We start from the raw sequence: 24,687 nt of genomic DNA, 5'->3' as shown, positions 1-24,687 counted from the left end.
CGTTCAGTAGACAACGGCTTTGCGTCGACCCGCAGCCAGCGGGCCCCAGGTCGGCCCGAAGGACGCCCGGCCCCGATCCGCAGTTCCCTCACACCCTTACCCCACGCACTCACTCAGCTGCCGCAGGGAGCCTTGTCGGCGTGAACTGGCGTGCTCGCTATGGTGGTCCCCTTGTGGACGGAAGTTTTAAGGGGAAGCTGTGAACGACGGCGGTGGGCGGAAGTTCGGCCCTCTGGGTACGGCCTTGGTGATCATTCCGACCTATAACGAGGCGGAGAACATCACGTCCATCGTGGGCCGCGTCCGGGCGGCCGTGCCGGCGGCGCACGTCCTGGTCGCCGACGACAACAGCCCGGACGGCACCGGCAAGCTCGCCGACGAGCTGGCCGCCGACGACGAGCAGGTCCACGTCCTGCACCGCACCGGCAAGGAAGGCCTGGGCGCCGCCTATCTGGCGGGCTTCGCCTGGGGCATCGAGCACGACTACGGCGTCCTGATCGAGATGGACGCCGACGGCTCGCACCAGCCGGAGGAACTTCCCCGCCTGCTCACCGCCCTCAAGGGCGCCGACCTCGTGCTCGGCTCGCGCTGGGTGCCGGGCGGCCGGGTCGTGAACTGGCCGAAGTCCCGCGAGTTCCTCTCCCGCGGCGGGTCCACGTACTCGCGTCTCCTCCTGGACGTGCCGATCCGCGACGTCACCGGCGGCTTCCGTGCCTTCCGCCGGGAGACCCTGGAGGGGCTCGGTCTCGGCGAGGTCGCGTCGCAGGGCTACTGCTTCCAGGTCGACCTGGCCCGCCGTTCGATCAAGGCCGGCTACCACGTCGTCGAGGTCCCCATCACCTTCGTCGAGCGCGAGCTGGGCGACTCCAAGATGAGCAAGGACATCGTCGTGGAGGCCCTGTGGCGGGTCACCACGTGGGGCGTGGGGGAGCGGGTCGGCAAGGTGCTCGGCCGCAAGCCGGACGCCCGCTGAGCGCGCGGCACAGGCCGCCCGTCGATCTTGATCCCGCGCTTACGCCACTTGCACGCGGCCCCAGGCACACTTGAGGCATGACCACTGGTACCCCGCCCAGCAAGCCCGCCGGGGCCCGGCGTTCCCGGGCCCGTACGTTCCTCCCGCTCGCCGTCGCCGCGTGGGTGGTCCTGGAGATCTGGCTCTCCACCGTGGTGGCGAACGCGATCGGTGGGTTCACGTACTTCCTGCTGATGGTGGCGGGCTTCGTGCTGGGCGCCGTCGTGATCAAGGCCGCGGGCCGCCGAGCCTTCCAGAACCTGAACGAGACGCTGCGACGCCAGCAGCAGGGCGTCGTGGAGGCCGGCGACCAGCCTCGGCAGGGCGGCAACGGCCTGCTGCTGCTCGCGGGGCTCTTCCTGATGATCCCCGGCCTGATCACGGACGCCTTCGGCCTGCTGCTGCTCGTCCCGCCCGTCCGTACGGCGCTCAGCCGCTACACGGAGCGGACCCTGGAGAAGAGGATGAGCGCGGCGTCCCCGGGCACGTTGGGGAACGCGTTCCAGCAGGCGCGCATGCACCAGCCCGGCGGCACCGTCATCCAGGGTGAGGTCATCCGTGAGGACGAGTACCCGGGCCCGCGCCGCGACGACGCGGACCGGCGCCCGCCGATCACGCCCTGAGGCGCATGACGAAACGGCCGGGGGCCGGACACACGGTGTGTGTCCGGCCCCCGGCCGTTGTGCTGAATTGTCAGCCCCGCAGGATCATGCGGACTTGCGGCTGTCCCTCGGGTGTACCGCGATGTTCATCGCGCCCGAGCGCAGCACCGCCAGGCGCTCCTCGAGGACCTCTTCGAGTTCCTCGCGGGTGCGCCGCTCCATCAGCATGTCCCAATGCGTACGGGCGGGCTTGGCCTTCTTCTCCTCAGGGCCGTCACCGTCCACCAGAAGTGCCTGGGCCCCGCAGACCTTGCACTCCCACTCCGGCGGAATTTCGGCCTCCACCGAGAAGGGCATCTCAAACCGGTGCCCCTTCTCGCATGCGTACTCCACGGCCTGGCGCGGAGCCAGGTCGATGCCGCGGTCCGTCTCGTAGCTGGTCACTACGAGGCGTGTACCGCGAAGAGCTCGCTCACTCATGAATCGTGCCTCCCGGGCTTGTCGCCCACAGGACAGGTGTCGCTGTCGTCGTCATCCGGTCAACGTCCGGTCGGCGGTAAAGATTCCCGGTACTCGGGTCATGCGTCGCCGTCGTAGCCGCCCCTTGTTGTACCCACCGGCGCCCGGTTTGTCACATCTGACACCAGATGTCACCCAGCGTTTCAGATTATTGACATGCAGTAACGGTCCGCCTGGCAGGCCAACCGCGTACACTACCGGCCTTTGCCTTCAGGCGCTAAATCCGGGTCGGTACGGGATTCCCCGCGTCGCGGACCGCCTGACGGACAGGTACCCGCGCCAGCAGGACAAAACCGATCACAAAGAAAGCGACCAGCGACACGATGGCGTCGCGGTAACTCCCCGTCAGTTGGTACGCGAGCCCGAACACCAGGGGCCCCACCCAGCTCATGCCCCGGTCACTCATCTCGTACGCGGAGAAATACTCGGCCTCCTTGCCCGCGGGGACGAGATGCGAGAACAGTGAGCGGGAGAGGGCCTGGGTGCCGCCGAGGACGAGACCGATGCCGACGGCCAGCACGAAGAACCAGCGCGGAGAGTCCGCGGGCAGGAAGAAGCCCGCTCCGATCGTCACCGTCCAGGCCACCAGGGAGCCGAGGATCGTGCGCTTCGCACCGTACGCGCGCGCCAGCCGGCCCATCGTGAGGGCCCCGACCACGGCCAGGACCTGCACGAGGAGCACCGCCGTGATCAGCGTCGACTGGTCGAGGCGCAGTTCCTCCGAGCCGTACACGGAGGCCTGCGAGATCACCGTCTGCACGCCGTCGTTGTAGACGAGGTACGCCAGAAGGAAGGAGAGCGTCAGCGGGTGGCGGCGCATGTCCTTGAACGTGGCCACGAGCTGGCGCAGGCCCGTCCCCGACGGCGCCGACGCGTCACCCGGCGCGGACGCCGAGCGCCGGTCGCGCAGGCGGCGTAGGGGTACCAGCGTGAACGCGCCCCACCACACCCCTGCCGAAGCCAGACAGATGCGCACCGCCGTCGACTCCGAGAGACCGAAGGAGTCGTGGGCCAGATACAGCACCAGGTTCGCCAGCAGCACGAGGGAGCCCGACGCGTAACCGAAGGCCCAGCCGCGTGACGACACCGCGTCGCGCTCCTCCGGAGGGGCGATCTGCGGCAGGTAGGAGTTGTAGAGCACCATCGAGACGGCCAGCGAGGCGTTCGCCACCACGAGCAGCAGCCCGCCGAGCAGATAGCGGTCGCCGTCCAGGAAGAACATTCCGGTCGTCGCCGCCGCGCCCGTGTAGGCGGCGATCGCGAGCAGCGGCTTCTTGCGCCCCGAGCGGTCGGCCGCGGCGCCCGCGAGCGGCATCACGAAGATCGCCAGGATCACCGACAGGGAGACCGTGTACGGGAAGAAGGAGCCCGCGCGGACCGGGATGCCCAGCGGATGCACATAGCCGTCGGCGTCCGCCGCGGCCTTCGCGATCGACGTGAGGTACGGGCCGAGGAACACCGTGAGGACGCTCGTCGAGTAGACCGAGCACGCCCAGTCGTAGAAGTACCAGCCGCGTTGCTCGCGCTTGCGGTCGGCGAGGGCCGTCGCGCCCGCCGCCGTCCCGTGCGCGGTGTCGGTGCCCACCCGTGTCCCCTTGTTGTCCCCGTGGTCCGTCGCGCCCGGCCGGCCGTCAGACCCAGCTTCCCCGGTCCTTCAGGACGTCCCGCAGCGTCTCGATGTGATCGGAAACTATGCCATCGACCCCCAGGTCGAGAAGACGCCGCATCTCGGACTCGTCGTTGACCGTCCAGACATGGACCTGCAAGCCGCGCGCGTGGGCGGCCCGCACGAAGCGGCCGTCGACGACCCGGACGCGTCCGTGGACCACCGGCACCTGCGCGCAGACCGCCGAGCGGCGCAGGGCCGCCGGGAGGCCGTACGACTTCAGGCGCAGCCCGAGCACCCCCCTGGTGCCGTACGACGTCGCGAGGCGCGGGCCCGCGAGCTGCTGAGCCCGGGCGACCCGGGCCTCCGAGAACGAGCCGACGCAGACCCGGTCCCACGCGCGCGTGCGGCGGAGCAGGTCCAGGAGGGGGACCAGGGCGGGCTCGGCCTTCACGTCCACGTTCCAGCGGACATCGGGGAAGGACTCGAGGAGGTCCTCGAAGAGCGGGACCGGCTCACGGTCCGCCACGCGCGCGTGGCGGACCTCGCTCCACGGGAGGTCCGCGATGCGGCCGCGCGCGTCCGTGACCCGGTCGAGGGTGGCGTCGTGGAACGCGACGAGACGGCCGTCACGCGTCGCGTGCACGTCCGTCTCGATGTAGCGGTAGCCGAGGTCCACGGCACGGCGGAACGCGGCCACGGTGTTCTCCAGGCCGTTCGCCGCCCCGCCGCGATGGGCGAGGGCGAGCGGCCCGGGGTGGTCGAGGTAGGGGTGGCGGATGCGCGCGGTCACCGTCGCAGTATCGCCCGCCGCGGTGACGCGCCGGCCACCACGGTGGAACCGGCCGACGGCGCGGGGACGGCGAAGACGCGCAGGAAGAACTGGGCCAGCGGGCCGATCGCGAGGGCGTACAGGACGGTGCCCACGCCGATCGTGCCGCCGAGCGCGAAGCCGGTCACCACGACGGCGATCTCGATGCACGTGCGCATCAGGCGGATCGAGCGGCCCGTGCGAAGGTGCAGCCCCGTCATGAGACCGTCGCGCGGACCCGGACCGAACTTCGCCGCGATGTAGAGCCCGGTCGCGACGCCGTTGAGCACGATCGCGGCCAGCATCAGCGGAACGCGCACTCCATAGGCGTGCACCTCCGGCACCACGGAGAGCGTGCCGTCCATGGCGAGGCCGACCACGAAGACGTTCGAGACCGTGCCGAGCCCCGGCCGTGTGCGCAGCGGGATCCACAGCAGCAGCACGATCGCGCCCACGATGATCGAGACGACGCCTATGGAGATGCCCGTCAGCTCGGCGAGCCCTTGATGGAGCACACCCCACGGCTCCAGGCCGAGCCCCGCCTCCACCAGGAGCGCCGAACTGACGCCGTACAGCGCCAGGCCCACGTAGAGCTGAACGAGTCGGCGGACCAGCGGCCCGCCGCTTGACGACGATGACGGCTCCGGCGCGGACAAGAGGTGCCCCCTGTAGTGGTAGTGGCCTGACCCATGACACTCTGTGGCCTGGAAACACCGGCCAACCACGGCCAATTCCGGGAAGGTGGACTGGATCGCATGGCTCAGTGGACTTCGGCGATCGGTTCGGCCCAGCTCGGCCGGCTGCTCACCTCGCAGCAGCCGCGCCCCGCCGGCCCCGGCACCCGGCGCCCGCCCGCCTACCGCGCGCTCGCCGACGGCATCCGCCTGCTCGTCCTGGAAGGCCGCGTTCCGGTGGCCACACGCCTGCCCGCCGAGCGCGAGCTCGCCCAGGCGCTCTCCGTGAGCCGGACCACCGTCGCGGCCGCCTACGAGGCGCTGCGCGGCGAAGGGTTCCTGGAGTCCCGCAGGGGAGCGGGCAGTTGGACCGCCGTGCCGGCCGGGAAACCGCTGCCCGCGCGCGGCCTGGAACCCCTGCCGCCCGAGGCCCTCGGCTCGATCATCGACCTGGGCACCGCGGCCCTGCCCGCGCCCGAGCCCTGGCTGACCCGTGCCGTGCAGGGCGCCCTCGAAGAGCTTCCGCCGTACGCCCACACCCACGGCGACTACCCGGCGGGGCTGCCCGCCCTGCGCACCATGATCGCCGAGCGGTACACCGCCCACGGCATCCCGACCATGCCCGAGCAGATCATGGTCACCACCGGGGCCATGGGCGCCATCGACGCGATCTGCCACCTCTTCGCGGGCCACGGCGAGCGGGTGGCCGTCGAGTCGCCCAGTTACGCCAACATCCTCCAGCTGATGCGGGAGGCCGGACTGCGGCTCGTGCCCGTCGCCATGGCGGACGGCCTCGCGGGCTGGGACCTCGACCGCTGGCGCCAGGTGCTGCGCGACGCCGCGCCCCGACTCGCCTACGTGGTCGCCGACTTCCACAATCCGACCGGCGCGCTCGCCGACGAGGAGCAGCGCCGCTCCCTGGTGGACGCCGCGCGCTCCGCGGGCACGGTGCTCGTGGTCGACGAGACGATGACCGAGCTTCACTTCGACCGCGACCGTGAAATGCCGCGCCGTGTCTGCGCGTTCGACCCCGCGGGCTCGACCGTCGTCACGGTCGGCTCGGCCAGCAAGGCGTTCTGGGCGGGCATGCGGATCGGCTGGGTGCGGGCCGCTCCCGATGTGATCCGCAGCCTGGTCGCCGCCCGCGCGTACGCCGATCTCGGCACCCCCGTCCTCGAGCAGCTGGCCGTGAACTGGCTGCTGAACACCGGAGGTTGGGAGGAGGCCGTGGAACTGCGCCGCGGCCAGGCGCGCGAGAACCGGGACGCCCTCGTCGCCGCGCTCCGCCGCGAACTGCCCGCCTGGGAGTTCGACGTACCGGACGGCGGCCTGACGCTGTGGGTGAAGGCGGGCGGCCTGTCCGGGTCCCGGCTCGCCGAAGTGGGGGAGCGGGTCGGGGTGCGGGTGCCGTCCGGGCCGCGATTCGGCGTCGACGGTGCCTTCGAGGGATATGTGCGGCTGCCGTTCACCGTGAGCGGCGCCGTGGCCGACGAGGCGGCGGTGCGGCTCGCGGCAGCGGCCAGGCTCGTGACGGACGGCCAGGGTGCGGGCGGGGACGTGCCGCGCACCCTGATCGCGTAAGCCGTCGAGCGGCGCCTTCGTCAGCGCTCAGCGAGCGCCTCGGCCTCGTCCGGAACGGACTCCACGGCGGGATCCGCGGAGTCCGTGGAGTCCGCGGCCGTGACCCGCTGCGGCAGCAGCCCCATGACCGCCTGACGGTGCGCCTCACTGGTCGCGTCGTCGTACGGGTCGGGGGTGGCCGGCACCTGGAGCCGGTGGACCTGGCCGGTGCCGAGACGGGCGTAGCCGCGGCCGGCCGGGACGTCGGCGGTGGGGGTCGTCGGCGGCTGGGTGCCGAGGACGTCCTCCAGCTCCTCCGGAGTGGCCGGACCGAGCACCACGCGCGCGCGGGTGTGCTGGCGCACCGGGTCGATCAATGAGTCCAGGCTGTCGAACTGCTCCGCCACGACGACCGTGACCCCCGCCGCGCGCCCGTGCCGCAGCGGCACCTGGAGCAGCGTCTGGGGGTCCTTGCGGCCGTCGGCCGCCGCGAGGTGGCCCAGGGCGCTCGGCCGGTCCAGCAGGATCCAGAGCGGGCGCTTGATGTCGTCCGGGGTGGGGTGCCCGGCCTGTCGCGCCCGATTGGCCGCGATCAGCCGCCGCTCGGTCTCGTGCGCCGCCCATTCGAGGCTGGCGAGCGCGCCCGCGAGGCCGCACTCCACGGCGAGGACACCGTCGCGGCCGACCAAACAGGCGTAGTCGCCGGTCCCGCTGCCCTCGACGATCAGCACGTCGCCGTGCTCGAGGGCCTGCAGGGCGACCGAGCGCACGAGGGACGTCGTGCCGCTGCCGGGCTGGCCGACGACCAGCAGGTGGGGCTCGGTGGAGCGGATGCCGGTGCGCCAGACGACCGGCGGCATGTCCCGCTGTTCCTCGCCCTCCATGACCGGCAGGGTGCGCTGCACCCCGGTCTCGTCGGTGAAGCCGAGCACCGTCTCGGCCGGAGCGGTCACGAACCGCTGGGCCGCGATGTCGGTCGGGAGCGGGGCGAGCACCGTCACGGTCAGGTGGTTGCCCTCCTCGTCCCAGGCGAAGTGGTACTCACGGCCGCGGCCCAGCTTGGCGCCGAGCAGCTGCTCGATCCGGGCCCGCGACTCCGCCTCGCCGTCGGTGAAGTAGGCGGGGTAGCTGATCGTGAGCCGGTCGAAGCGGCCGTCGCCGTCGAAGTCGTACGTCTCGAAGGCCTTCTCCCACTCGCCGCCGTGGGCGTAGAGCGGGTTCGGGTCCTCGGCGACCGAGAAGTAGGGGACGAGCGCCTCGTAGAGCGAGGAGAGGCGCTTGACCTGTGACTCGTCCGGGCCCGCGGGCTCGGGGGGCTGCTTGGGATCGCGGCCCTTCCACGCGGCCGCCGCCATGACCGTGATGATCGCGAGCAGCGGCCCGTAGGGGATGAACACCACGACCAGGACCACGGCGGCCACCAGGAACAGCAGCGGTCCGCGCCGGTCCTTGGGGGTGTCCGCCCACTTGCGTCGCCCGGCGGAAGCAAGGCGACGCAGTCCACGGGTGATCGTGATGAGGGGATGGAGGACGTCGGTGGCACCGTCGGCGGCCGTCCGCGCCATCTCCCGGCTCCGGGCGATAGACGCGCTGCCGGTGCTCAGAATGCGGGGCAACGGTGAATTCGGACGCCTGGCCACGTCATTCTCCTGAAGGTGTGTGCGGGTGGATGGGCCGTCAGAACTTGATCCCGCCGAGCAGGCTGGCGAGACTCGCGCCGCCTGCCTTGATGCTCGGGGCGATGGCCGTGCCCGCCAGGTAGAAGCCGAAGAGGGCGCACACCAGTGCGTGCGAGGCCTTCAGGCCGTCCTTGCGGAAGAACAGGAAGACGATGATGCCGAGCAGCACGACGCCCGAGATGGACAGGATCATGAGGTTTCTCCTGGTTGGTGGGGACAGTCACCATGAGTTCTTCCAGGCTCACAGCATGTATCTATACGATAAAAGGTGCAAATGGGTGGATTTTTATCGAATTCACCCAATCGGCAGGCGGCTGGTGAGCTACCCGGGCGTGCCGCCGGACGGTCGTCCGTGCTGTTGATGATCTTTGCCTCGCCGGGGTCGGCTCATGTGCTCGGCCGGGCAGTACGCTGTCGATTCACTCGTACGGCCGCAGAGCCGTACCGGCACGGATGTGAAAGGCGGTTCGGTCGATGAGCGAAGCCCCCGACCCCGAGGTCGTGGAGCTGGCCACCAAGATCTTCGATCTCGCGCGCCGCGGCGAGACGGAGGCGCTCGTGGCGTACGTGGACGCGGGCGTGCCCGCGAACCTCACGAACGACCGGGGGGACACGCTTGTCATGCTCGCCGCCTATCACGGGCACGCGCCGGCCGTGACCGCGCTCCTGGGGCGCGGCGCCGACGCGAACCGTGCCAACGACAAGGGGCAGACCCCGCTCGCGGGCGCCGTCTTCAAGGGCGAGGAGACCGTGATCAGGGCGTTGATCGACGGCGGTGCGGATCCCGCCGCGGGGACGCCGTCGGCGGTCGACACGGCCCGGATGTTCGGCAAGGCGGAGCTGCTCGAGCTCTTCGGCGCGGCCTGAGCCACCAGCACTGACCAGGCAAAACGGGGGTACGGGAAATGTGGTCGCGGCGGGCAGAACCGCTGGGTCATGATGACGGCGTGATTTACGGACGCGATGGCGGGGCAGCTGGTGCCCATGTGCCACGCGGGCCGTAAGTGGCCCGGGATCGGGCCTTGGACGAGAGGCAGAGAGATGGCTTGCAGCAAGCAAGAAACGGCGGGCGCTCCGACGTGTTGTCGCGTGGCCAGGTAGGTGCAGGTTCCCGGTTGCGTCGACGCTTGATGTGAGGCTGTTTCCCATGTTCGAACCGGTCATAGCGCCCAGCGGTACGCTGCTCGGCCTGCTGCAGCGGGGCCGCGGTGACGGCACCCTGCACGCGCTGACGGCGCCGCGGGACGAGGCTCTCGCGGCTCTGAACCACTGTGTGCTGAGCGACCCCCGCCACGACTGGCAGGTGGAGAACCGCTCGCTGTACTACGCCCGCCTCTACCTCGATCTCCACGGAGAGCTCGGGGAGATCGAGCGGCACCTCTTCGACCCCGACGACCTCGTCGACACCGACGAGACGCGTACGGGCCTCGCGCTCTCGGTGCTCGGGCACCTCGCCTCCTACGGCAGGCGGGACGCCCTGGAGCTGCTGCGCAGGTACGCCGCCTTCGGCGGCAACTGGGCCTGGGCGCTCGACGAGCTCGCGCTGCGCGACGACGACGCCGGGCTGCGTGCCCTGGCCGAGCCGATCCTCGCCAGGTTCCCCGCCCACGCCGAGGCCGAACTGGTCGCGGCCGTCCGGGACGCCTTCGAGCCACGGCCCTGGCGGCTGTGGTCCGAGGACCCGCGACCTCATGTGGGGGCACGCGTGCGTGCCGCCCAGGAAGCCGGCTCCTTCGACCGCTGGCAGCGGCAGCTGCGACCGTCCGGGCCCCGCCCCGAGTGGAGCGTGCAGGCCGTCTTCGACTGGGCCCAGGAAGGCTTCGAGCGGGGCGCCGTGCTGTACGTGCCGGCCGCGCGCTGTCTGAGCGCCGTGGCCGGGCCCGCCGATCGCGCCGGGATCCTGCGGGCGGCCCGCGAGGGCACGGACGGGGCCCGCTGCACCGCCCTGCGCTACCTGACCGACACCCACGATCCCGACGTCCTCGATCTCGTCGAGGCCGCCGTGGAGTCACCCTCCCGGGCAGTCGTGGACGCCGCCGTCGAGTGCTTCGAGCGGATGCGGTCCGTCGCCGCCGTGGAGCGCGCCCGACGCTGGGCGCCGCGGCCCGACGTCCTCGGCGCCGCCGCCGGCCGCATGCTCGCCTGCCAGGGCGGCCCCAAGGACGGCGAACTGGTGCTGTCCGCCCTGCGGGAGGCCGTCCGCGGTGACGGACCCGACGCCCCCACCCTGTGGCCGCTCGTCGACGGAGCGGGCCGCCTCGGCATCGCCTGCGCGGCCCCCGTCCTGCGGCACATCTACCGCGAGACCGCGTCGTCCCATCTGCGCGGGCACGCCGCCCGCTCCCTCGCCGTCACCGACCCGTCCTTCGCCGCCGGGTTCGCCGTCGAATGCCTGTGGGACTGCGAGGAGTCCACCCGCGAGGTCGCCGCACGGCACGCCGAGACCGGCGACGCCCGGGTGGTCGACCAACTGCGCAGGCTCGCCGCCGACCCGGCCGAGGAGGCCGAGGTGCAGACCGCCGTACGCAGCAGGATCGGGCCGGACGCGCCGGCCCTGTGACGCGCTGATGGACGGGAGGCGGCCCCTCGGGAGAGGGACCGCCTCCCGCTGTTCCCCGCCGTTTCCCCAGGTGTCGCGGGTGACGCAACGCTCATGAGGCGTTCCACGGCGGGAAAGATCCACGTTGACGTGGGCACGCCGGACGCGGCGAGAACACCCCTATGCGTGTCGTCATCGTGACCGAGTCCTTCCCGCCCGACATCAACGGTGTGGCGCACTGCGCCCTGCAGACCGCGCGGCACCTCGCCGCCCGCGGTCACGAACCCCTCGTCGTCGCCCCGGCCACCGCCGCCGGGCCCGAGGCGGACGCGGCCGCACCCTGCCCGGTCGTCCGCGTCCCGTCGCTGCCGCTGCCCGGCTATCCGCAGGTGCGGGTCGCGCTGCCGAGCCGCCGCGTCACCCAGGCCGTGGTCGCGCACCGGGCCCAACTCGTCCATCTCGCCAGCCCGTTCGTGCTCGGTGTGCGCGGGATGGCCGCGGCGGCGCGGCTCGGGGTCCCCGCCGTCGCCGTCTACCAGACCGACCTCGCCGGATACGCCCGTACGTACATGGGGACGGGGGAGTCGGCCGCCTGGCGGCGGATCCGCGGGGTGCACGCCGCCGCCGACCGGACGCTCGCCCCGTCCAGCGCCGCACTGCGCGACCTGGAGGCGCACGGGGTGCCCCGGGTGCGGCTGTGGCCGCGGGGCGTGGACGCCGTACGGTTCCGGCCCGAGCGCCGCGACGAGCTCCTGCGGGCCGAACTGGCGCCCGGCGGGGAACTGCTCGTCGGCTACGTGGGGCGGCTCGCGCCCGAGAAGCAGGTGGAACTGCTGTCGCGGGCGTGCGGGCTGCCCGGTGTACGGGTCGTGGTCGTCGGCGACGGACCGAGCTCCGGGGCGCTGCGCGGGACGCTGCCCGGCGCCGTGTTCCTCGGACGCCGCACCGGCGACGAACTCGCCGGGATCTTCGCCTCGTTGGACGTCTTCGTGCACACGGGCCCGTACGAGACCTTCTGCCAGACCGTGCAGGAGGCCATGGCGAGCGGCGTGCCGGTGGTCGCCCCCGCGGCCGGCGGACCGCTCGACCTCGTGGCGCACGGCACGACCGGGCTCCTCGTGCCGCCCGGTGACGCCGACGCCGTACGGGACGCGGTGGGCGCCCTGGCCGCCGATCCAGGGCTGCGTGCCGCCTACGGGACGGCCGCGCGGGCCGCTGTCGCCGGGCGCACCTGGGAGGCCGTCGGGGACCTGCTGATCGAGCACTACGCGGACGTGCTGCGCGCGCGGACGGCGGTGGCGGCATGAGCGGGGCGCTGCGGATCGTACGGCTCGCCAACTTCGTCGCCCCCGCGTCCGGTGGACTGCGCACCGCGCTGCGGGAGTTGGGCACCGGCTACGCGGCCGCCGGGCACGAACCCGTACTGATCGTGCCCGGCGAGCGGCCCTCGGACGTGCGGACCGCACAGGGACGCGTCATCACCCTGCCCGGTGCGCCGCTGCCGGGCACCGGCGGGTACCGCGTACTGGCCGAACGGCGCCGCGTGGCCAAGCTGTTGGAGCACCTGCGCCCCGACCGCCTGGAGGTGTCGGACCGGACGACGCTGCGCTGGACCGGCGAGTGGGCGCGGCGCGCGCGGGTGCCCGCCGTGATGGTGTCCCACGAGACCGCGCACGGCGTGCTCCGCACCTGGGGCCTGCCCGAGCAGGCGGCACGCCGGGCCGCCGACGTCCTCAACTCCCGCACCGCGCACGCCTACGCGCGCGTGGTGTGCACCACGGAGTGGGCGGAGCGGGAGTTCGTGCGGATCGGGGCACGCAACGTGGTGCGGGCCCCGCTCGGGGTCGATCTCGCCCGCTGCCGCCCGGAACTGTGGGACGCCCGGGTGCGGGAGCGGCACGCGCGCGTGGACGAGATCCTGCTCGTCATGTGCACGCGGCTGTCCGTGGAGAAGCGGCCAGGAACCGGGATCGCCGCCCTGGAGGCGCTGCGCGCGGCGGGCGTTCCCGCTCGGCTGGTGGTGGCGGGAGAGGGGCCGCTGCGGGCGCGGCTCGAACAGCGGGCGCGGCGGCTGCCGGTGACCTTCCTGGGGCATGTCGCGGACCCGGGCGCACTGGCGGCCCTCCAGGCCACCGCCGACGTGTGTCTGGCGCCCGGGCCCGCCGAGACGTTCGGGCTCGCCGCTCTGGAGGCCCTGGCCTGCGGCACGCCGGTCGTGGTGAGCGCGTCCTGCGCGCTGCCCGAGGTGGTCGGCGCGGCCGGGGCCGTGGCGGGCGACACCGCGGAGTCCTTCGCCGCTGCCGTACGGACGGTGCTGGCACGCCCCACGCGCCGACGCAGGGCCGCCGCACGCGCGCGTGCGGAGTGTTTCGGCTGGGGCCCCTCGGTGGACGCCTTCTTGGCGGCGCACGACGCGCCCCCGGTGCGGGCACCGGGGGCCGAGCGGCGGGAGACGGTGGCATGAAGGCCCCGTGCGCCGTGGCCGCCCCGCGGGCGTCGGCACCCAGGCCCCTCCGGTTCGCATCGCTCGGCGACTCGCTCACCGAAGGGATCGGCGACCTGGGAAGCGACGGGCGGTGGCGGGGATGGGCCGCGCTGCTGGCCGAAGGACTCGCGCCCGACCAAGTGGGTGTGGAGTTCCGCAACTTCGCCGTCATCGGCGCGCAGACCGGCGACGTCCTCGCCCGACAACTGCCCGCCGCGCTGGCCTCCGCGCCCGACCTCGTGTCCGTCGTCGTGGGGGTCAACGACACCCTGCGCCGCACCTTCGACATCCATGCGGTCGCCGCGCGCCTCGACACCGTGTACGGCGCGTTCGGCGAGCGGGGCGCGGTGCTGCTCACCGCGTGCCTGCCCGACCCCGGCGCGCTGCTCGGTCTGCCCGGGGCCCTGGCCCGCCCGCTCGCGCGTCGGCAGCGTGCCGTCAACTCCGTGGTCCACGCGCTCTCCGAGCGCCACCGAGCCGTCCATCTGCACGCCGCCGACGCCGACTGGGTGGCCGACCGTGCCCTGTGGAGCGCCGACCGGCTGCATCCGGGGGAGCGCGGGCACCGGTTGCTCGCCGCTCGCTTCCACGCACTGCTGGCCGCGTCGGGGACGGCGCTCGGGCCGGCGCCCGGCACCGAACCGCAGGGGCCCGCGCCGACGCGTACGGCAAGCCTCCGGTGGCTGGCCACGGTGGGCACCGGATGGGTCGCCCGGCGCTGCACCGACCTGCTGCCGCAGCTCGTCGCCCTGGCCGCCGACGAGGTGCGGCACGGGCTGCGCGGGACGAGCGGGCGGCTCGACCTGCGGGCGTCGGCCGCGGTCGCCACGGCCCTGTCGGCACTGTCCGTCCCGGTCGTGGCGGAGGAACCCGCCGCCTGACGCGCCGCGGCCCCGCCCTCCCCCGGAGCGGCGGGGCCGCGGGCCGGCTCGCGGATCCAGCGGATCCCCACGAGGCCGCGGGCCGGTCTCAGGCCACCCTGTGCTGCTCGTCGCGGGTGTCCGTGAGGAACATGTGCCCCGGCGCGTGCGTGATCGCGAACGGCGGCCTGGACGCCATCACGGCCGCCTGGGGCGTCACTCCGCAGGCCCAGAAGACCGGGATGTCGCCCGGTTCCCTCGCCACCGGGTCACCGAAGTCCGGCGCGTCGAGGTCCTGGATGCCGAGGACCCGCGGATCGCCCAGGTGCACCGGGCTGCCGTGGACGGTGGGCATCAGCGAGCTCTCCCGGATCGCGGCCTCCAGGGCGTGCGGCGGGATCGGACGCATCGACACGACCATGGGGCCGTGCAGGCGGCCCGCGGCACGGCACGCGCGCGTGGTCGCGTACATGGGCACGTTCGTGCCCTGGTCGATGTGGCGCAGCGGTACGCCGGCCGCCGCCAGCGCCCACTCGAAGGTGAAGCTGCAGCCGAGCAGCAGGGAGACCAGGTCGCCGCGCCAGTGGTCGAGCACGTCGGTCGGCTCGGCCGTCAACTCGCCGTGCTCCCACACCCGGTAGCGCGGCAGATCCGTGCGCAGGTCGGCGCCCGGGGCGAGGACGGTGGACCAGTCGCCCGCGTCCGTGACGTCCAGGACCGGGCAGGGCTTCGGGTTGCGCTGGCAGAACAGCAGCAGGTCGTAGGCCCAGTCGGCCGGTACGGCGATCAGGTTGGCCTGCGTGTGGCCGCGCGCCCAGCCCGCCGTGGGGGCGCCGGTGCCCGTACGGAACAGGGCGCGGGCCTCGCGCGGAGTCAGGGTGGCGGTGCGTGTCGTGCGTTCATCGGTGGGGGTCACAGCAGTTCCCTTCCTCGGGTCTCCGGCAGTCCGAGCAGCGCGACGACGGCCAGGGCGTAGCCGATCGCCCCGAAGACGAGCGCGCCGCCCACGCCCCAGCTGTCCGCGAGGAAGCCGACCAGCGTCGGGAAGACGGCGCCGATCGCGCGGCCGGTGTTGTACGTGAAGCCCTGACCCGTGCCGCGTACGGCGGTCGGATAGAGCTCGCTCAAGAAAGAGCCGAAGCCGCTGAAGATGGCCGACATGCAGAAGCCGAGCGGGAAACCGAGCACCAGGAGGAGACCGTCGGCGCCGTCCGGGATGTTCGTGTACGCCACGATGCTCGCCGCCGAGAGGATCGCGAACAGCACGATGTTGCGTTTACGGCCGAGACGGTCGGTGAGGTAGCCGCCCGTCAGGTAGCCGATGAAGGCGCCCGAGATGAGGAACGTCAGATAGCCGCCGGTGCCGACCACCGTGAGTCCCCGGTCCGACTTCAAGTAGGTGGGCACCCAGGTGGCGAGCGTGTAGTAACCGCCCTGGACGCCGGTCGACAGCAGCACCGCGAAGAGGGTCGTGCGCAGCAGTCCCGGCTTGAAGATCTCGGTGAACGAGCCCTTGTGGGCGCTGACTTCGAGCTTCTCCGACGCCTTGGGGGCGTCCTGCACGCGGCGGCGCAGCCACACCACGAGCAGGGCGGGCAGCGCACCCGTCCAGAACATCACGCGCCAGGCCAGGTCCGCGTCGAGGAACTGGAACACCAGGGTGTAGACGATCGCGGCGAGCGCCCAGCCCGCCGCCCAGGCGCTCTGCACGGCGCCGAGCGTGCGGCCCCGGTGCTTCGCCGAGGCGTACTCGGCGACCAGGATCGCGCCGACGGCCCACTCGCCGCCGAAACCGAGACCCTGGAGGGCGCGGAAGACGAGCAGCGTCTCGTAGGTGGGCGCGAACCCGCATGCCACGGTGAACACGGCATAGGTGATCACCGTGATCATCAGCGCTCTGACCCGGCCGAACCGGTCGGCGATCACGCCCGCGGCGGCGCCGCCGACCGCCGAGACGACCAGCGTGACGGTGGTGATCAGTCCGGTCTGGCCGCTGTCGAGCCCGAAGTAGGCGGCCAGCGCCACCATGCTCAGCGGCAGCGTGAAGTAGTCGTAGGAGTCGAGGGCGTAGCCGCCGAAGGCACCCGCGAACGCGCGCCGGCCGCGCGGGCCGAGCGCCCGGAGCCAGCCGAACGGGCCCTCGGGGGCGGGAAGTCGGGGAGACAGCCGGACGGTGTCGGGCGTCGGTGGAGTCGTGCTCATGAAGCACCTCACAGGAGTACTCGCGGAGAGCCGTGCCTGAGCCATGTCTGAGCCGTGCTGAGCCGTGCTGAGCCGTATCTGTCCGCCAAGGTAGAGGATCGTTGAACGATCCCTCAATACCCACGTTGTTTCGTTCTTGTATCTGCGCTTGAATTCGGCCGTGGCCACGGAAGAACTGAACGCACTTGCGGACGATCGCGCGCTGCTGGGGCGCACCAGCACCGCCGAGCGGGTCGCCGACATCCTCAGGAGCCGGATCGCGGAAGGGTTCTTCCCGCCCGGCACCCGTCTGTCGGAGGACAGCATCGGGGGCGCGCTCGGCGTCTCCCGCAACACCCTGCGCGAGGCGTTCCGCCTGCTCACGCACGAGCGGCTGCTCGAGCACCGGCTCAACCGCGGTGTCTTCGTCCGCGTCCTGAGCGTCGACGACGTCGAGGACATCTACCGGATCCGCCGCATGATCGAGTGCTCCGTCGTCCGCTCCCTCGGCACACCGCCGTACGCCCTCGACCGGGTCGCCGCGGCCGTCGCCGACGGTCAGCGCGCGGCGAAGGCCCGCGAGTGGAAGGGCGTCTCCACCGCCAACATCCACTTCCACCGCGAACTCGTCGCCCTCGCCGGCAGCGAGCGCACCGACGAACTGATGCGCAGCGTGCTCGCCGAACTGCGCCTCGCGTTCCACGTCGTCGACGACCCGCGCCGCCTCCACGAGCCCTATCTCGCCCGGAACTTGAAGATCGTCGAGACGCTCGCCGACGGGCGCCGCGACGACGCCGAGGCGCTGCTCGCCGACTATCTCGACGACTCCCGCGACGGCCTCGTCGAGGTGTACGGGCAGCGGGTGGCGCGCGAGGCGTAGCGGCCCGCTGCCACCGTCGCATCTGCGTCGTTTCGACCGTTGTCAGACCCAGCGCCTAGTCTGTGCTCCGTGACTTCGCCTGCCACCACGGAATCCGTTCCGCCCCAGCTCAGCGCGGGGCCGCGCCCCGCACCGGGCCCGGCCGCCGACGAAGGGCTCGCGCGGCGGCTTCGCGCGCTCGCCTGCACCGCGCCGCTGCACGACCTGGACGTGCGCAAGGCGAACCTCGCGGGCGAGTACTCGACGTACGGCATGGCCGAGGTCGCCCTCTCGGCGATCGACCTCGTCACGCTGAACATGGACTTCGACACGGGCGCGGACCACGAGCAGATAGTGGCTCGCCTCGTCCCGCGCATCGCCGCGCAGGCCCCGCTGCGGCCGTCCGCCGAGCACGAGCGGGTGGCCCGCTGGGTCCTGGAGAACCTGATCAACGTCGGCAGTGTGGACCGCGGCTTCCGCGCCGTGTACGGCACGTTCGCGACGGACGGCTCCTATGTGCGGCGTGACTACGACTTCAAGCTGATCGAGGAAGTACCCGGCTACGGGGGCAGCGTCTACCTCCGCACGACGGACGAAGCGGTCAACGTCCTCGTGGGAGCGCTCGACACCGACGTCACCAGCGCGCAGATCGCCGCCGAGGTGAAGCTCGAGGTCCTGATCAGCCGCGGGCGGCTCGCGGACGCGCAGCTCGCCGCCGAGCAGGCCCGGTACCGGACCGTGCAGTACTCGGAGACCCTGCGCAAGGCGCTGGACGCGACGCGGCGCAATGTGCGCGCCGTCGACTGGCTGCAGGCCGTGCCCGACATGATCGCCGAGGCGCTCGACCACGTGGCGGACCGCTACCGCCACGAGAACGCGATCCTCACGAACATCCGCAAGGCACGCGACGAGTCCGAGGACCCCGAGCAGAAGCGGCGCGCGGCCGAGCTCGTCGACATCGTGAAGGACTGCATCCGCCGCCATACGCAGCTGCAGTCGCGGCTGCTCGAAGCCGGGCCGCTGTTCCGCGCCGAGCAGGACCGGCAGGCCTTCGCCACACCCTCCGCGCGCGCGGGCCTCGACCTGTACGGGCAGCTCGTCGCACCGCTCCTGCCGCTGCCGGTGGAGGGCGCGCGCAAGGTGACGGACGCGTTCTTCGCGCGGGGCACGGGGCTGCGGACGCCCGTCTCCGTACGCGTCGGCGATCTCGTCGACATACTGCTGACCCCGCCCATGGAGCGAGAGCACCTCGGCGCCGAGATGCCCGAGCCGGATCTCATCGAGACGCCGGACGACAGCCGGTTCAGCGAGGAGCAGCTCGCGAGCGCCAAGGAACTGCTCGACCTGCCTGCGGACGCGCCGCGACGGCTCTCCGGACTGCTGGCCGATGCGCGCAGGCGCGACTCCGAACTGCCGTACCTGGTCGCCCTGTTGGCGGTGCACGCGGCGAGCCCCGCGGTCGGCACCGCCTACCGGCAGGGCGAGGAGAAGCTGCTGTTCGCCGTGGACGACGGCACGGAGCTCGACGACCCGGAGTTCGGCGGCGCCGACCTCATCGTGGGCACCGCGCTGCTCGACGCGGTCGGCATGGCCGCGGACCGGACGGAGGCCGCGTGATGCCGACCCGTACGTACGACCGAGGAACGACCGAGGAGCACCGCCCGTGACCGAGCACCCCGAAGAGCACGCCGAGTGGGGCGAGCCCGAGGCGTCGGCCCCGGGCGCCGGCTCGGTGAAGACCGCCGCCCCGATCACCCCGGCCGACGCCGCCGACGCCGCGCGGCTCGTCGCCTTCGGCCTGCAGCCCAAGCTGCAGCCCTCCCGCGACCAGGAGTACGGCGAGCTGCTGCGCCGCTACCGCGAGGACCCGCCGTTCGCCCGGCTCGCCGACGCCGTGGCGAGCGGGCTCGGGCTGGTCGTCCTGGAGGTGTCCCCGCGCGCGGGCATGGCCGTGACCGCCGCCGAGGACTCCGTGTTCGCGGTGCGGATGGGCGACTACGCGCGCAGGACCGCCGCCGACTCCACCGACCGCTTCCTGCACGGACTCGCCCACCTCGCTGTCGCGGCGCTCGCGTTCCCGCGCCCCGAGGACCTCGCCGACGACGGCTACATCGGCCGGGTCAGTGTCAACGGCGTGGACGCGTTCGTCCGGCAGGCCTGCCGCAAGCTGGAGGAGCGGGCCGAGGAGTCGGGCGAGAACACCGACCCGGCGACCGACGCCCCCGGCCTCGAAGCGGCCTGGCGGATCTGGGCGCGGCGCAGCTCCACCGGCGCCACCAAGGACACCCGCCGCCTGGCCAGTTCGACCACCGGCATCGTCGCCAAGGCGGTCGCGTTCCTCACCGACTCCGGATTCCTGCAGAGAACCGGGGACGACGGCGGCGGCACGTACCGCACGACGGCCCGCTACCAGCTGCAGGTGCGGGACATGGCCGGCACCGCCGCCATGGCCGAGCTCCTCGACCTGGGCGTCGTGGCCGTGACCGACGGTTCCGCGAGCCTGGTGCCGCCGATGGACGAGGACGCGGGAGAGCTCGTCGCCGACGCGGGCCTGCCGTTCCACTCCTGACCCCGAACCTCCTGAACTTCCGCACCTACCACGAGAGTCCGCCATGTACGAGCTGTCCCGGGTTCGCCTCTACTCCATCGGGCCTGCCGGCGCGCGCTACGCCGACACCGTGCTCGACCTGCGGGGTGTCGGCGCGCACGTGCCCGACCCCGCCCCCACCCAGGCGGAGTTCTTCGAGGACGAGCCCGTCGGCCCGCCGCGCCGCCCCGCGCCGGCCGGTGTGCTCTTCCTGGAGAACGGTGGCGGCAAGTCGGTCCTGCTCAAGCTGATCTTCTCGGTGATGCTGCCCGGCCACCGCAACACCCTCGGTGGCGCCAGCTCCGGTGTGCTCCGCAAGTTCCTGCTCGCCGACGACTGCGGACACGTCGCCCTGGAGTGGCAGCACACCCTCACCGGCGAATGCGTCGTCGTCGGCAAGGTCAGCGAATGGCGCGGGCGGCAGGTCTCCAACGACCCGCGGAAGTTCGCCGAGGCCTGGTACTCGTTCCGGCCAGGGCCCGGGATGAGCCTCGACGCACTCCCGGTCGCGGAGTCCAACGCCGTACGGCCGGTCGCCGAGGGCGCGTCGAGCGCCCAGGGCCGCCGCCGCACCATGAAGGGCTTCCGCGACGCACTCGTGGAGGCCGGCAAGGTGTACCCGCACCTCGAAGTCCACTGGGAAGAGATCCACGACCGGTGGAACGAGCACCTGGGCGACCTGGGCCTCGACCCCGAACTCTTCCGCTACCAGCGGGAGATGAACGCGGACGAGGGCGAGGCCGCCGGCCTGTTCGCCGTGAAGAAGGACTCCGACTTCACCGACCTGCTGCTGCGCGCCGTGACGGACACCCGCGACACGGACGGACTCGCCGACCTCGTCAGCGGGTTCGGGAACAAGCTGGGCCGCCGCGCCGAGCTCATCGCCGAGCGGGAGTTCACCGCCGGCTCGGTGGACCTGCTGACCCGGATCGTGGAGGCCGCCGAGACGCGCTCCCGCGCGCGGGACATCCACGCCGGAGCCGAACGCCGTACGCGGATGCTGGCCCGGCGCCTCTCCGCCCGCGCCGCCGTCGAGCGGGGCCGGGCCGGAGATCTCGCCCAGCGGGTCACCGCCGCCGCGCACACCGTCACCGAGGCCGAGTCCGCGCGGGAGCGCAGCGCGCTGATCGCCGCCGAACTCGCCTACCGGCACGCCTCCTTGGCGCTGGCCGGAGCCGAGAAGGCCGCCGCCGTCCAGAAGCGCGAGCTGGCCGACGCCCGTACCCTGCACTCCGCCTGGCAGGCCGCCGAGGCCGTCCTCCGGCACCGGGCGGCGTCCGACCGCTCCGCGCGCGTGGCCGTCGCCATCCGCGAGGCCGAGCGGGACGCGGCCCCCGCGCTCGCCGCCCGCGCCAAGGCCGCGTCCGATCTCGTACGGGCCCTGCACGGCGCCGCCGAGAAGGCCGAGCAGCACGCGAACGAGGAGGAGGAGCGCTCCGCCGTCCTCCAGGAGGCCGGTGAGACCGCGCACCGCGACGCGACCGCCGCCGCCACCGAGGCCCAGCGCGCCCGCAGTGAACTCGGGCACCTGCGTCAGCGGCTCAGCGAGGTCGAGCAGGAGACCGCCGAGGCCGTCCGCGCCGGATGGCTCGACGACAGCGCGCCCGACGCCGACCCGGCTCGCGCCGCGCTCGCCGCGGCCGACGCGGAGAAGACCACGGTCGCCGCGTGGGACACCGCGCGCGAGGCGGCCCGCCGGGCGGCCGAGCACGCCCGGGAGACCGGCGCCGCCGAGGCCCGCGCCGAACTGACCGCGGCCCGCGCGGCCGACGCCGCGAGCGCCGCCGAGAACGCCCACCGGGCCGAGGAGCGGGCCGCCGTGTCGCTGGCCGGCGAGGAGCGGCTCGCCGAACTCCTCGGTGTGAACGGGCCGTTGAAGGCCCCGGAGAGTGCCGGATTCCCGGGAGCCGTGCGCGCCCGCGCCGAGGCCACCGACGACGCGTCCCTCACGCCCGAGGACCTCGACCGGGCCGCGGACGACCTCAAGACCCTCCTCGACGACTCCGTCGCCTCCGCCGAGCGCCAGCTGTTCGAACTGCGCACCGCCGCCGCGGACGACTCCCGCATCCTCGGCGCCCTGGGTGACGGGGGACTCCTGCCGCCGGGACCGGACGTCCTCGCCACCGTCGAGTTCCTCGGCGAGCACGGCATCCCCGCCCTGCCCGGCTGGCGCTACCTCGCCCAGTCCGTCGACCCGGCCGACCACGCGCGCGTGCTCGCCGCCCGGCCCGAGCTGGTCGACGGCGTCATCATCACCGACCCGGCCTCGCACGTCCGGGCCAGGGAGGCGCTCGCGGGCGCCGCCCTGCTGCCGCGCTCCGCCGTGGCCGTCGGCACCGCCGCCGCCCTGCTCGCCCCGACCCCGGCCGAGAACCACTCCGACGAGGGCGTCTTCCTCGTACCGCCGAACCCGGCCATGCACGACGAGCACGCCGCCGACGAGGAGCGGCAGGCGCTGCGCGAGCGGGCCGCGCGACGCGACGAGGACATCCGCACGCTCGCCGGACGCCTCGCCAAGGACCGCGAGCTGGCCGCCCGGATCGGCTCCTGGCGGTCCGGCTGCCCGGCGGGCCGCCTCGCCGAGCTGGCGGCCGCCGCGACGGAGGCCCGTACGTTCGCCGAGGAGGCCGAGGCCGAGCTGGCCGAGGCCCGCACCGCACACGCCGAGGCCGACGAGGTCTCGGGCGAGGCCACGCGCGTACGCGACGAGCGACAGGAAGCCGCGCAGAAGGCGCGTCGCGCCGCCGACGCCCTGGCCGGGCTCGCGTACCGCCTGCGCGAGCGCGCCGCCTGGCAGGCCAAGGTCCGTGAACTCGCCGACGAGGCCGTCGAGTCCGAGGCCCGCGCGCAGTCCTGCCTGGAGCACGCGCGCGCCGCCGACGAGGACCGGCGCGCCGCCCAGCGCTCCGCGGACGACGCCCACCGCACCGCCCGCACGCTGCGCGCCGAGCGCGCCGAGATCGCCGGCGCCCCCGACGACGTTCCCGCGAGCCCGGACGGCGAGGCCCCCAGGGCGTCGCTGCCCGCTCTGCGCGAGGCCTACCGCGCCGCGTCGCAGGTGTACGAGAAGGTCGGCGTCGGCGCCGACCTGCGCGCCGAACAGGCCCGCGCCGAGAGCGACGAGTCCGCCGCGCTCGCCGAGCTGAACCGGCTCACCAACAAGGTGCGCACCCGGGCCGCTGCCCTGCTCGAATCGCCCGAGGGCTCCGACGGGCCGTCCCGGCAGGCCGCCGCCGCCCGCGCCGACGAGCACGTCCAGCTCCTGGAGACCCGCGCCTCCACCGCCAGCGAACAGCTCGGCCGGCTGCGCGGCGAGGCCGAGCGGCACGCGCCCGAGGACGGTGACGCGCACACCGAGCTGCCGGACGACCTCGTCCCGGGCGACACCGAGCACGCCCAGCAGCTGCTGCGCACCGCGACCATCGAACTCGCCGTGCGCACCGACGCGTTGGCGACCGCCCGGGCCGCCCACGGCGAACTGCTCGACGCGCACCGCGCCGCGGAGGACGGCACCGGCGGCTTCGACGAGACCGCGGCGCTCCTGCGCGACCTGCTGCGCGATCACGCCGCCGACACCGAGGAGCAGGAGGAGCCGGAGCCGTACCAGGGCACCCTGGAGGAGGCCCGCACGGCCGCCGCCGAGACCCGGCGCTCGCTGCGCGGCTGCTCCGCCGATCTGTCCGCCGCCGAGGCCGCGGTCCGCGAGGCCGGCGACATCCTCGTACGGCACGCGAACTCCACGCGGTACGAGCAGGTGCGCACCCCCGCCCGCCAGCAGATCCGCGAGCTGCCCGCCTCCGCGCTGCCCGAGCACGCGCAGCAGTGGGCTGAGGCGTTCGCGCCCCGACTGCGCGTCCTCACCGACGAGTTGGCGCAGCTGGAGCGGAACCGGGACTCGATCGTGGACCGGCTGCGAGGGCTCGTGGAGTCCTCCCTGGCCACCCTCCGGTCGGCGCAGCGGCTGTCCCGGCTGCCCGAGGGGCTCGGCGAGTGGTCCGGGCAGGAGTTCCTGCGGATCCGCTTCGAGGAGCCCGACCAGGCCACGCTCACCGAGCGGCTCGGCGAGGTCGTCGACGAGGCGACCCGCGCCGCCGTCAAGAAGAACTCCGACCTCCGGCGCGACGGCATGTCCCTGCTGCTGCGCGGCGTCAGCGCCGCCCTGCAGCCCAAGGGCGTCGCCGTCGAGATCCTCAAGCCGGACGCGGTGCTGCGCGCCGAGCGCGTCCCCGTCGGGCAGATGGGCGACGTGTTCTCCGGCGGGCAGCTGCTCACCGCGGCCATCGCCCTGTACTGCACGATGGCCGCGCTGCGCTCGAACGACCGGGGCCGCGACAAGCACCGCCACGCGGGCACGCTGTTCCTCGACAACCCGATCGGCCGCGCCAACGCCACGTACCTGCTGGAGCTGCAGCGCGCCGTCTCGGACGCGCTCGGTGTCCAACTCCTTTACACCACCGGCCTGTTCGACACGACGGCGCTCGCCGAGTTCCCCCTCGTGATCCGGCTGCGCAACGACGCGGACCTCCGGGCCGGGCTGAAGTACATCAGCGTGGAGGAGCACCTCCGGCCGGGTCTGCCGCAGCAGGACCCGCAGGGGGAGACGGTGCACGGCGAGATCACGGCCACCCGGATGTACAAGCGTCCGGAGCCCCAGCCGAACTAGGCAGGCCCACCTGGCTCGCGGAGCTGTTCCGCGAGCCACGTGTGGAAGAG

At 73.2% G+C, this 24,687-nt stretch carries 20 protein-coding genes; 12 read left to right on the top strand and 8 right to left on the bottom strand.

Features of this window, described 5'->3' with window-relative positions:
- Window positions 1-199 precede the first annotated feature (199 nt).
- Together B072_RS0135645 and fxsA are read left to right on the top strand one after the other, a co-directional pair.
- On the top strand, window positions 200-973 hold the full coding sequence (locus tag B072_RS0135645) for a polyprenol monophosphomannose synthase (protein WP_018534768.1): 774 nt from the start codon (window positions 200-202) through the stop codon (window positions 971-973).
- A gap of 77 nt (window positions 974-1,050) precedes the next feature.
- Window positions 1,051-1,635 (top strand): FxsA family membrane protein, encoded by a 585-nt coding sequence (fxsA, locus tag B072_RS0135640; RefSeq protein ID WP_018534767.1) that lies wholly within the window; start codon window positions 1,051-1,053, stop codon window positions 1,633-1,635.
- Between the two features lie 84 nt (window positions 1,636-1,719).
- Here fxsA and B072_RS0135635 read toward each other — a convergent pair whose 3' ends face one another.
- The 4 genes from B072_RS0135635 to B072_RS0135620 all read right to left on the bottom strand — a co-directional run bounded on the left by B072_RS0135635 (window position 1,720) and on the right by B072_RS0135620 (window position 5,206).
- Window positions 1,720-2,094: an RNA polymerase-binding protein RbpA gene (locus B072_RS0135635; RefSeq protein ID WP_003977404.1), complete on the bottom strand. Its 375-nt coding sequence runs from the start codon at window positions 2,092-2,094 to the stop codon at window positions 1,720-1,722.
- Between the two features lie 256 nt (window positions 2,095-2,350).
- On the bottom strand, window positions 2,351-3,718 hold the full coding sequence (locus tag B072_RS0135630) for an MFS transporter (protein ID WP_018534765.1): 1,368 nt from the start codon (window positions 3,716-3,718) through the stop codon (window positions 2,351-2,353).
- A 46-nt stretch (window positions 3,719-3,764) separates the two neighbouring features.
- Complete coding sequence (locus tag B072_RS0135625) at window positions 3,765-4,532, bottom strand: glycerophosphodiester phosphodiesterase (protein ID WP_018534764.1); 768 nt, start codon at window positions 4,530-4,532, stop codon at window positions 3,765-3,767.
- Window positions 4,529-5,206 carry a YczE/YyaS/YitT family protein gene (locus B072_RS0135620; protein WP_043245402.1) on the bottom strand — a complete coding sequence of 226 codons (678 nt, stop codon included), beginning with the start codon at window positions 5,204-5,206 and terminating at the stop codon, window positions 4,529-4,531. Before B072_RS0135620 ends, B072_RS0135625 begins: the two co-directional genes overlap by 4 nt.
- A gap of 99 nt (window positions 5,207-5,305) precedes the next feature.
- Between B072_RS0135620 and B072_RS0135615 the strand changes: the two genes are divergently transcribed.
- Entirely contained in the window at window positions 5,306-6,805 is a 1,500-nt protein-coding gene (locus B072_RS0135615; protein ID WP_018534762.1) for a PLP-dependent aminotransferase family protein, read from the top strand.
- Between the two features lie 20 nt (window positions 6,806-6,825).
- On the opposite strand, the gene B072_RS0135610 is transcribed toward B072_RS0135615, so the two are convergent.
- Window positions 6,826-8,424, bottom strand: a complete 1,599-nt coding sequence (locus B072_RS0135610; RefSeq protein WP_026246642.1) for an ATP-binding protein — start codon at window positions 8,422-8,424, stop codon at window positions 6,826-6,828.
- A 37-nt stretch (window positions 8,425-8,461) separates the two neighbouring features.
- Window positions 8,462-8,656, bottom strand: a complete 195-nt coding sequence (locus B072_RS0135605; RefSeq protein WP_018534760.1) for a hypothetical protein — start codon at window positions 8,654-8,656, stop codon at window positions 8,462-8,464.
- Window positions 8,657-8,937: 281 nt separating this feature from the next.
- Here B072_RS0135605 and B072_RS0135600 point away from each other — a divergent pair, with 281 nt between their 5' ends.
- From B072_RS0135600 to B072_RS0135580, 5 genes are all read left to right on the top strand, one after another.
- Entirely contained in the window at window positions 8,938-9,330 is a 393-nt protein-coding gene (locus B072_RS0135600) for an ankyrin repeat domain-containing protein (RefSeq protein WP_018534759.1), read from the top strand.
- Window positions 9,331-9,610: 280 nt separating this feature from the next.
- Window positions 9,611-11,023, top strand: a complete 1,413-nt coding sequence (locus tag B072_RS0135595) for a hypothetical protein (RefSeq protein WP_018534758.1) — start codon at window positions 9,611-9,613, stop codon at window positions 11,021-11,023.
- A gap of 161 nt (window positions 11,024-11,184) precedes the next feature.
- Window positions 11,185-12,309: a glycosyltransferase family 4 protein gene (locus B072_RS0135590; RefSeq protein WP_018534757.1), complete on the top strand. Its 1,125-nt coding sequence runs from the start codon at window positions 11,185-11,187 to the stop codon at window positions 12,307-12,309.
- Window positions 12,306-13,466 carry a glycosyltransferase gene (locus B072_RS0135585; RefSeq protein ID WP_018534756.1) on the top strand — a complete coding sequence of 387 codons (1,161 nt, stop codon included), beginning with the start codon at window positions 12,306-12,308 and terminating at the stop codon, window positions 13,464-13,466. The genes B072_RS0135590 and B072_RS0135585 overlap by 4 nt, the downstream gene beginning before the upstream one ends.
- A complete protein-coding gene (locus B072_RS0135580; protein ID WP_018534755.1) occupies window positions 13,463-14,368 on the top strand; it encodes an SGNH/GDSL hydrolase family protein in 906 nt (301 codons plus the stop codon). The genes B072_RS0135585 and B072_RS0135580 overlap by 4 nt, the downstream gene beginning before the upstream one ends.
- Before the next feature lie 88 nt (window positions 14,369-14,456).
- Here B072_RS0135580 and B072_RS0135575 read toward each other — a convergent pair whose 3' ends face one another.
- Window positions 14,457-15,263 (bottom strand): putative hydro-lyase, encoded by an 807-nt coding sequence (locus tag B072_RS0135575; protein ID WP_018534754.1) that lies wholly within the window; start codon window positions 15,261-15,263, stop codon window positions 14,457-14,459.
- Window positions 15,260-16,549 carry an MFS transporter gene (locus tag B072_RS0135570; RefSeq protein ID WP_018534753.1) on the bottom strand — a complete coding sequence of 430 codons (1,290 nt, stop codon included), beginning with the start codon at window positions 16,547-16,549 and terminating at the stop codon, window positions 15,260-15,262. Before B072_RS0135570 ends, B072_RS0135575 begins: the two co-directional genes overlap by 4 nt.
- A 160-nt stretch (window positions 16,550-16,709) precedes the next feature.
- Between B072_RS0135570 and B072_RS0135565 the strand changes: the two genes are divergently transcribed.
- The 4 genes from B072_RS0135565 (at window position 16,710) to B072_RS0135550 (ending at window position 24,637) form a co-directional block, all read left to right on the top strand.
- Window positions 16,710-17,408 (top strand): GntR family transcriptional regulator, encoded by a 699-nt coding sequence (locus tag B072_RS0135565; protein WP_018534752.1) that lies wholly within the window; start codon window positions 16,710-16,712, stop codon window positions 17,406-17,408.
- Window positions 17,409-17,477: 69 nt separating this feature from the next.
- Window positions 17,478-19,004 (top strand): hypothetical protein, encoded by a 1,527-nt coding sequence (locus tag B072_RS0135560; protein ID WP_018534751.1) that lies wholly within the window; start codon window positions 17,478-17,480, stop codon window positions 19,002-19,004.
- Window positions 19,005-19,050: 46 nt separating this feature from the next.
- The gene (locus B072_RS0135555) at window positions 19,051-19,956 is read left to right on the top strand and encodes a hypothetical protein (RefSeq protein WP_018534750.1); all 906 of its coding nucleotides are present in this window, start codon (window positions 19,051-19,053) and stop codon (window positions 19,954-19,956) included.
- A gap of 43 nt (window positions 19,957-19,999) precedes the next feature.
- Window positions 20,000-24,637 (top strand): hypothetical protein, encoded by a 4,638-nt coding sequence (locus B072_RS0135550; protein WP_018534749.1) that lies wholly within the window; start codon window positions 20,000-20,002, stop codon window positions 24,635-24,637.
- Window positions 24,638-24,687 lie beyond the last annotated feature (50 nt).

The sequence above is a fragment of the Streptomyces sp. HmicA12 genome (assembly GCF_000373565.1).
Taxonomy (GTDB): domain Bacteria; phylum Actinomycetota; class Actinomycetes; order Streptomycetales; family Streptomycetaceae; genus Streptomyces.
This window is presented reverse-complemented; position numbering and strand designations above follow the sequence as displayed.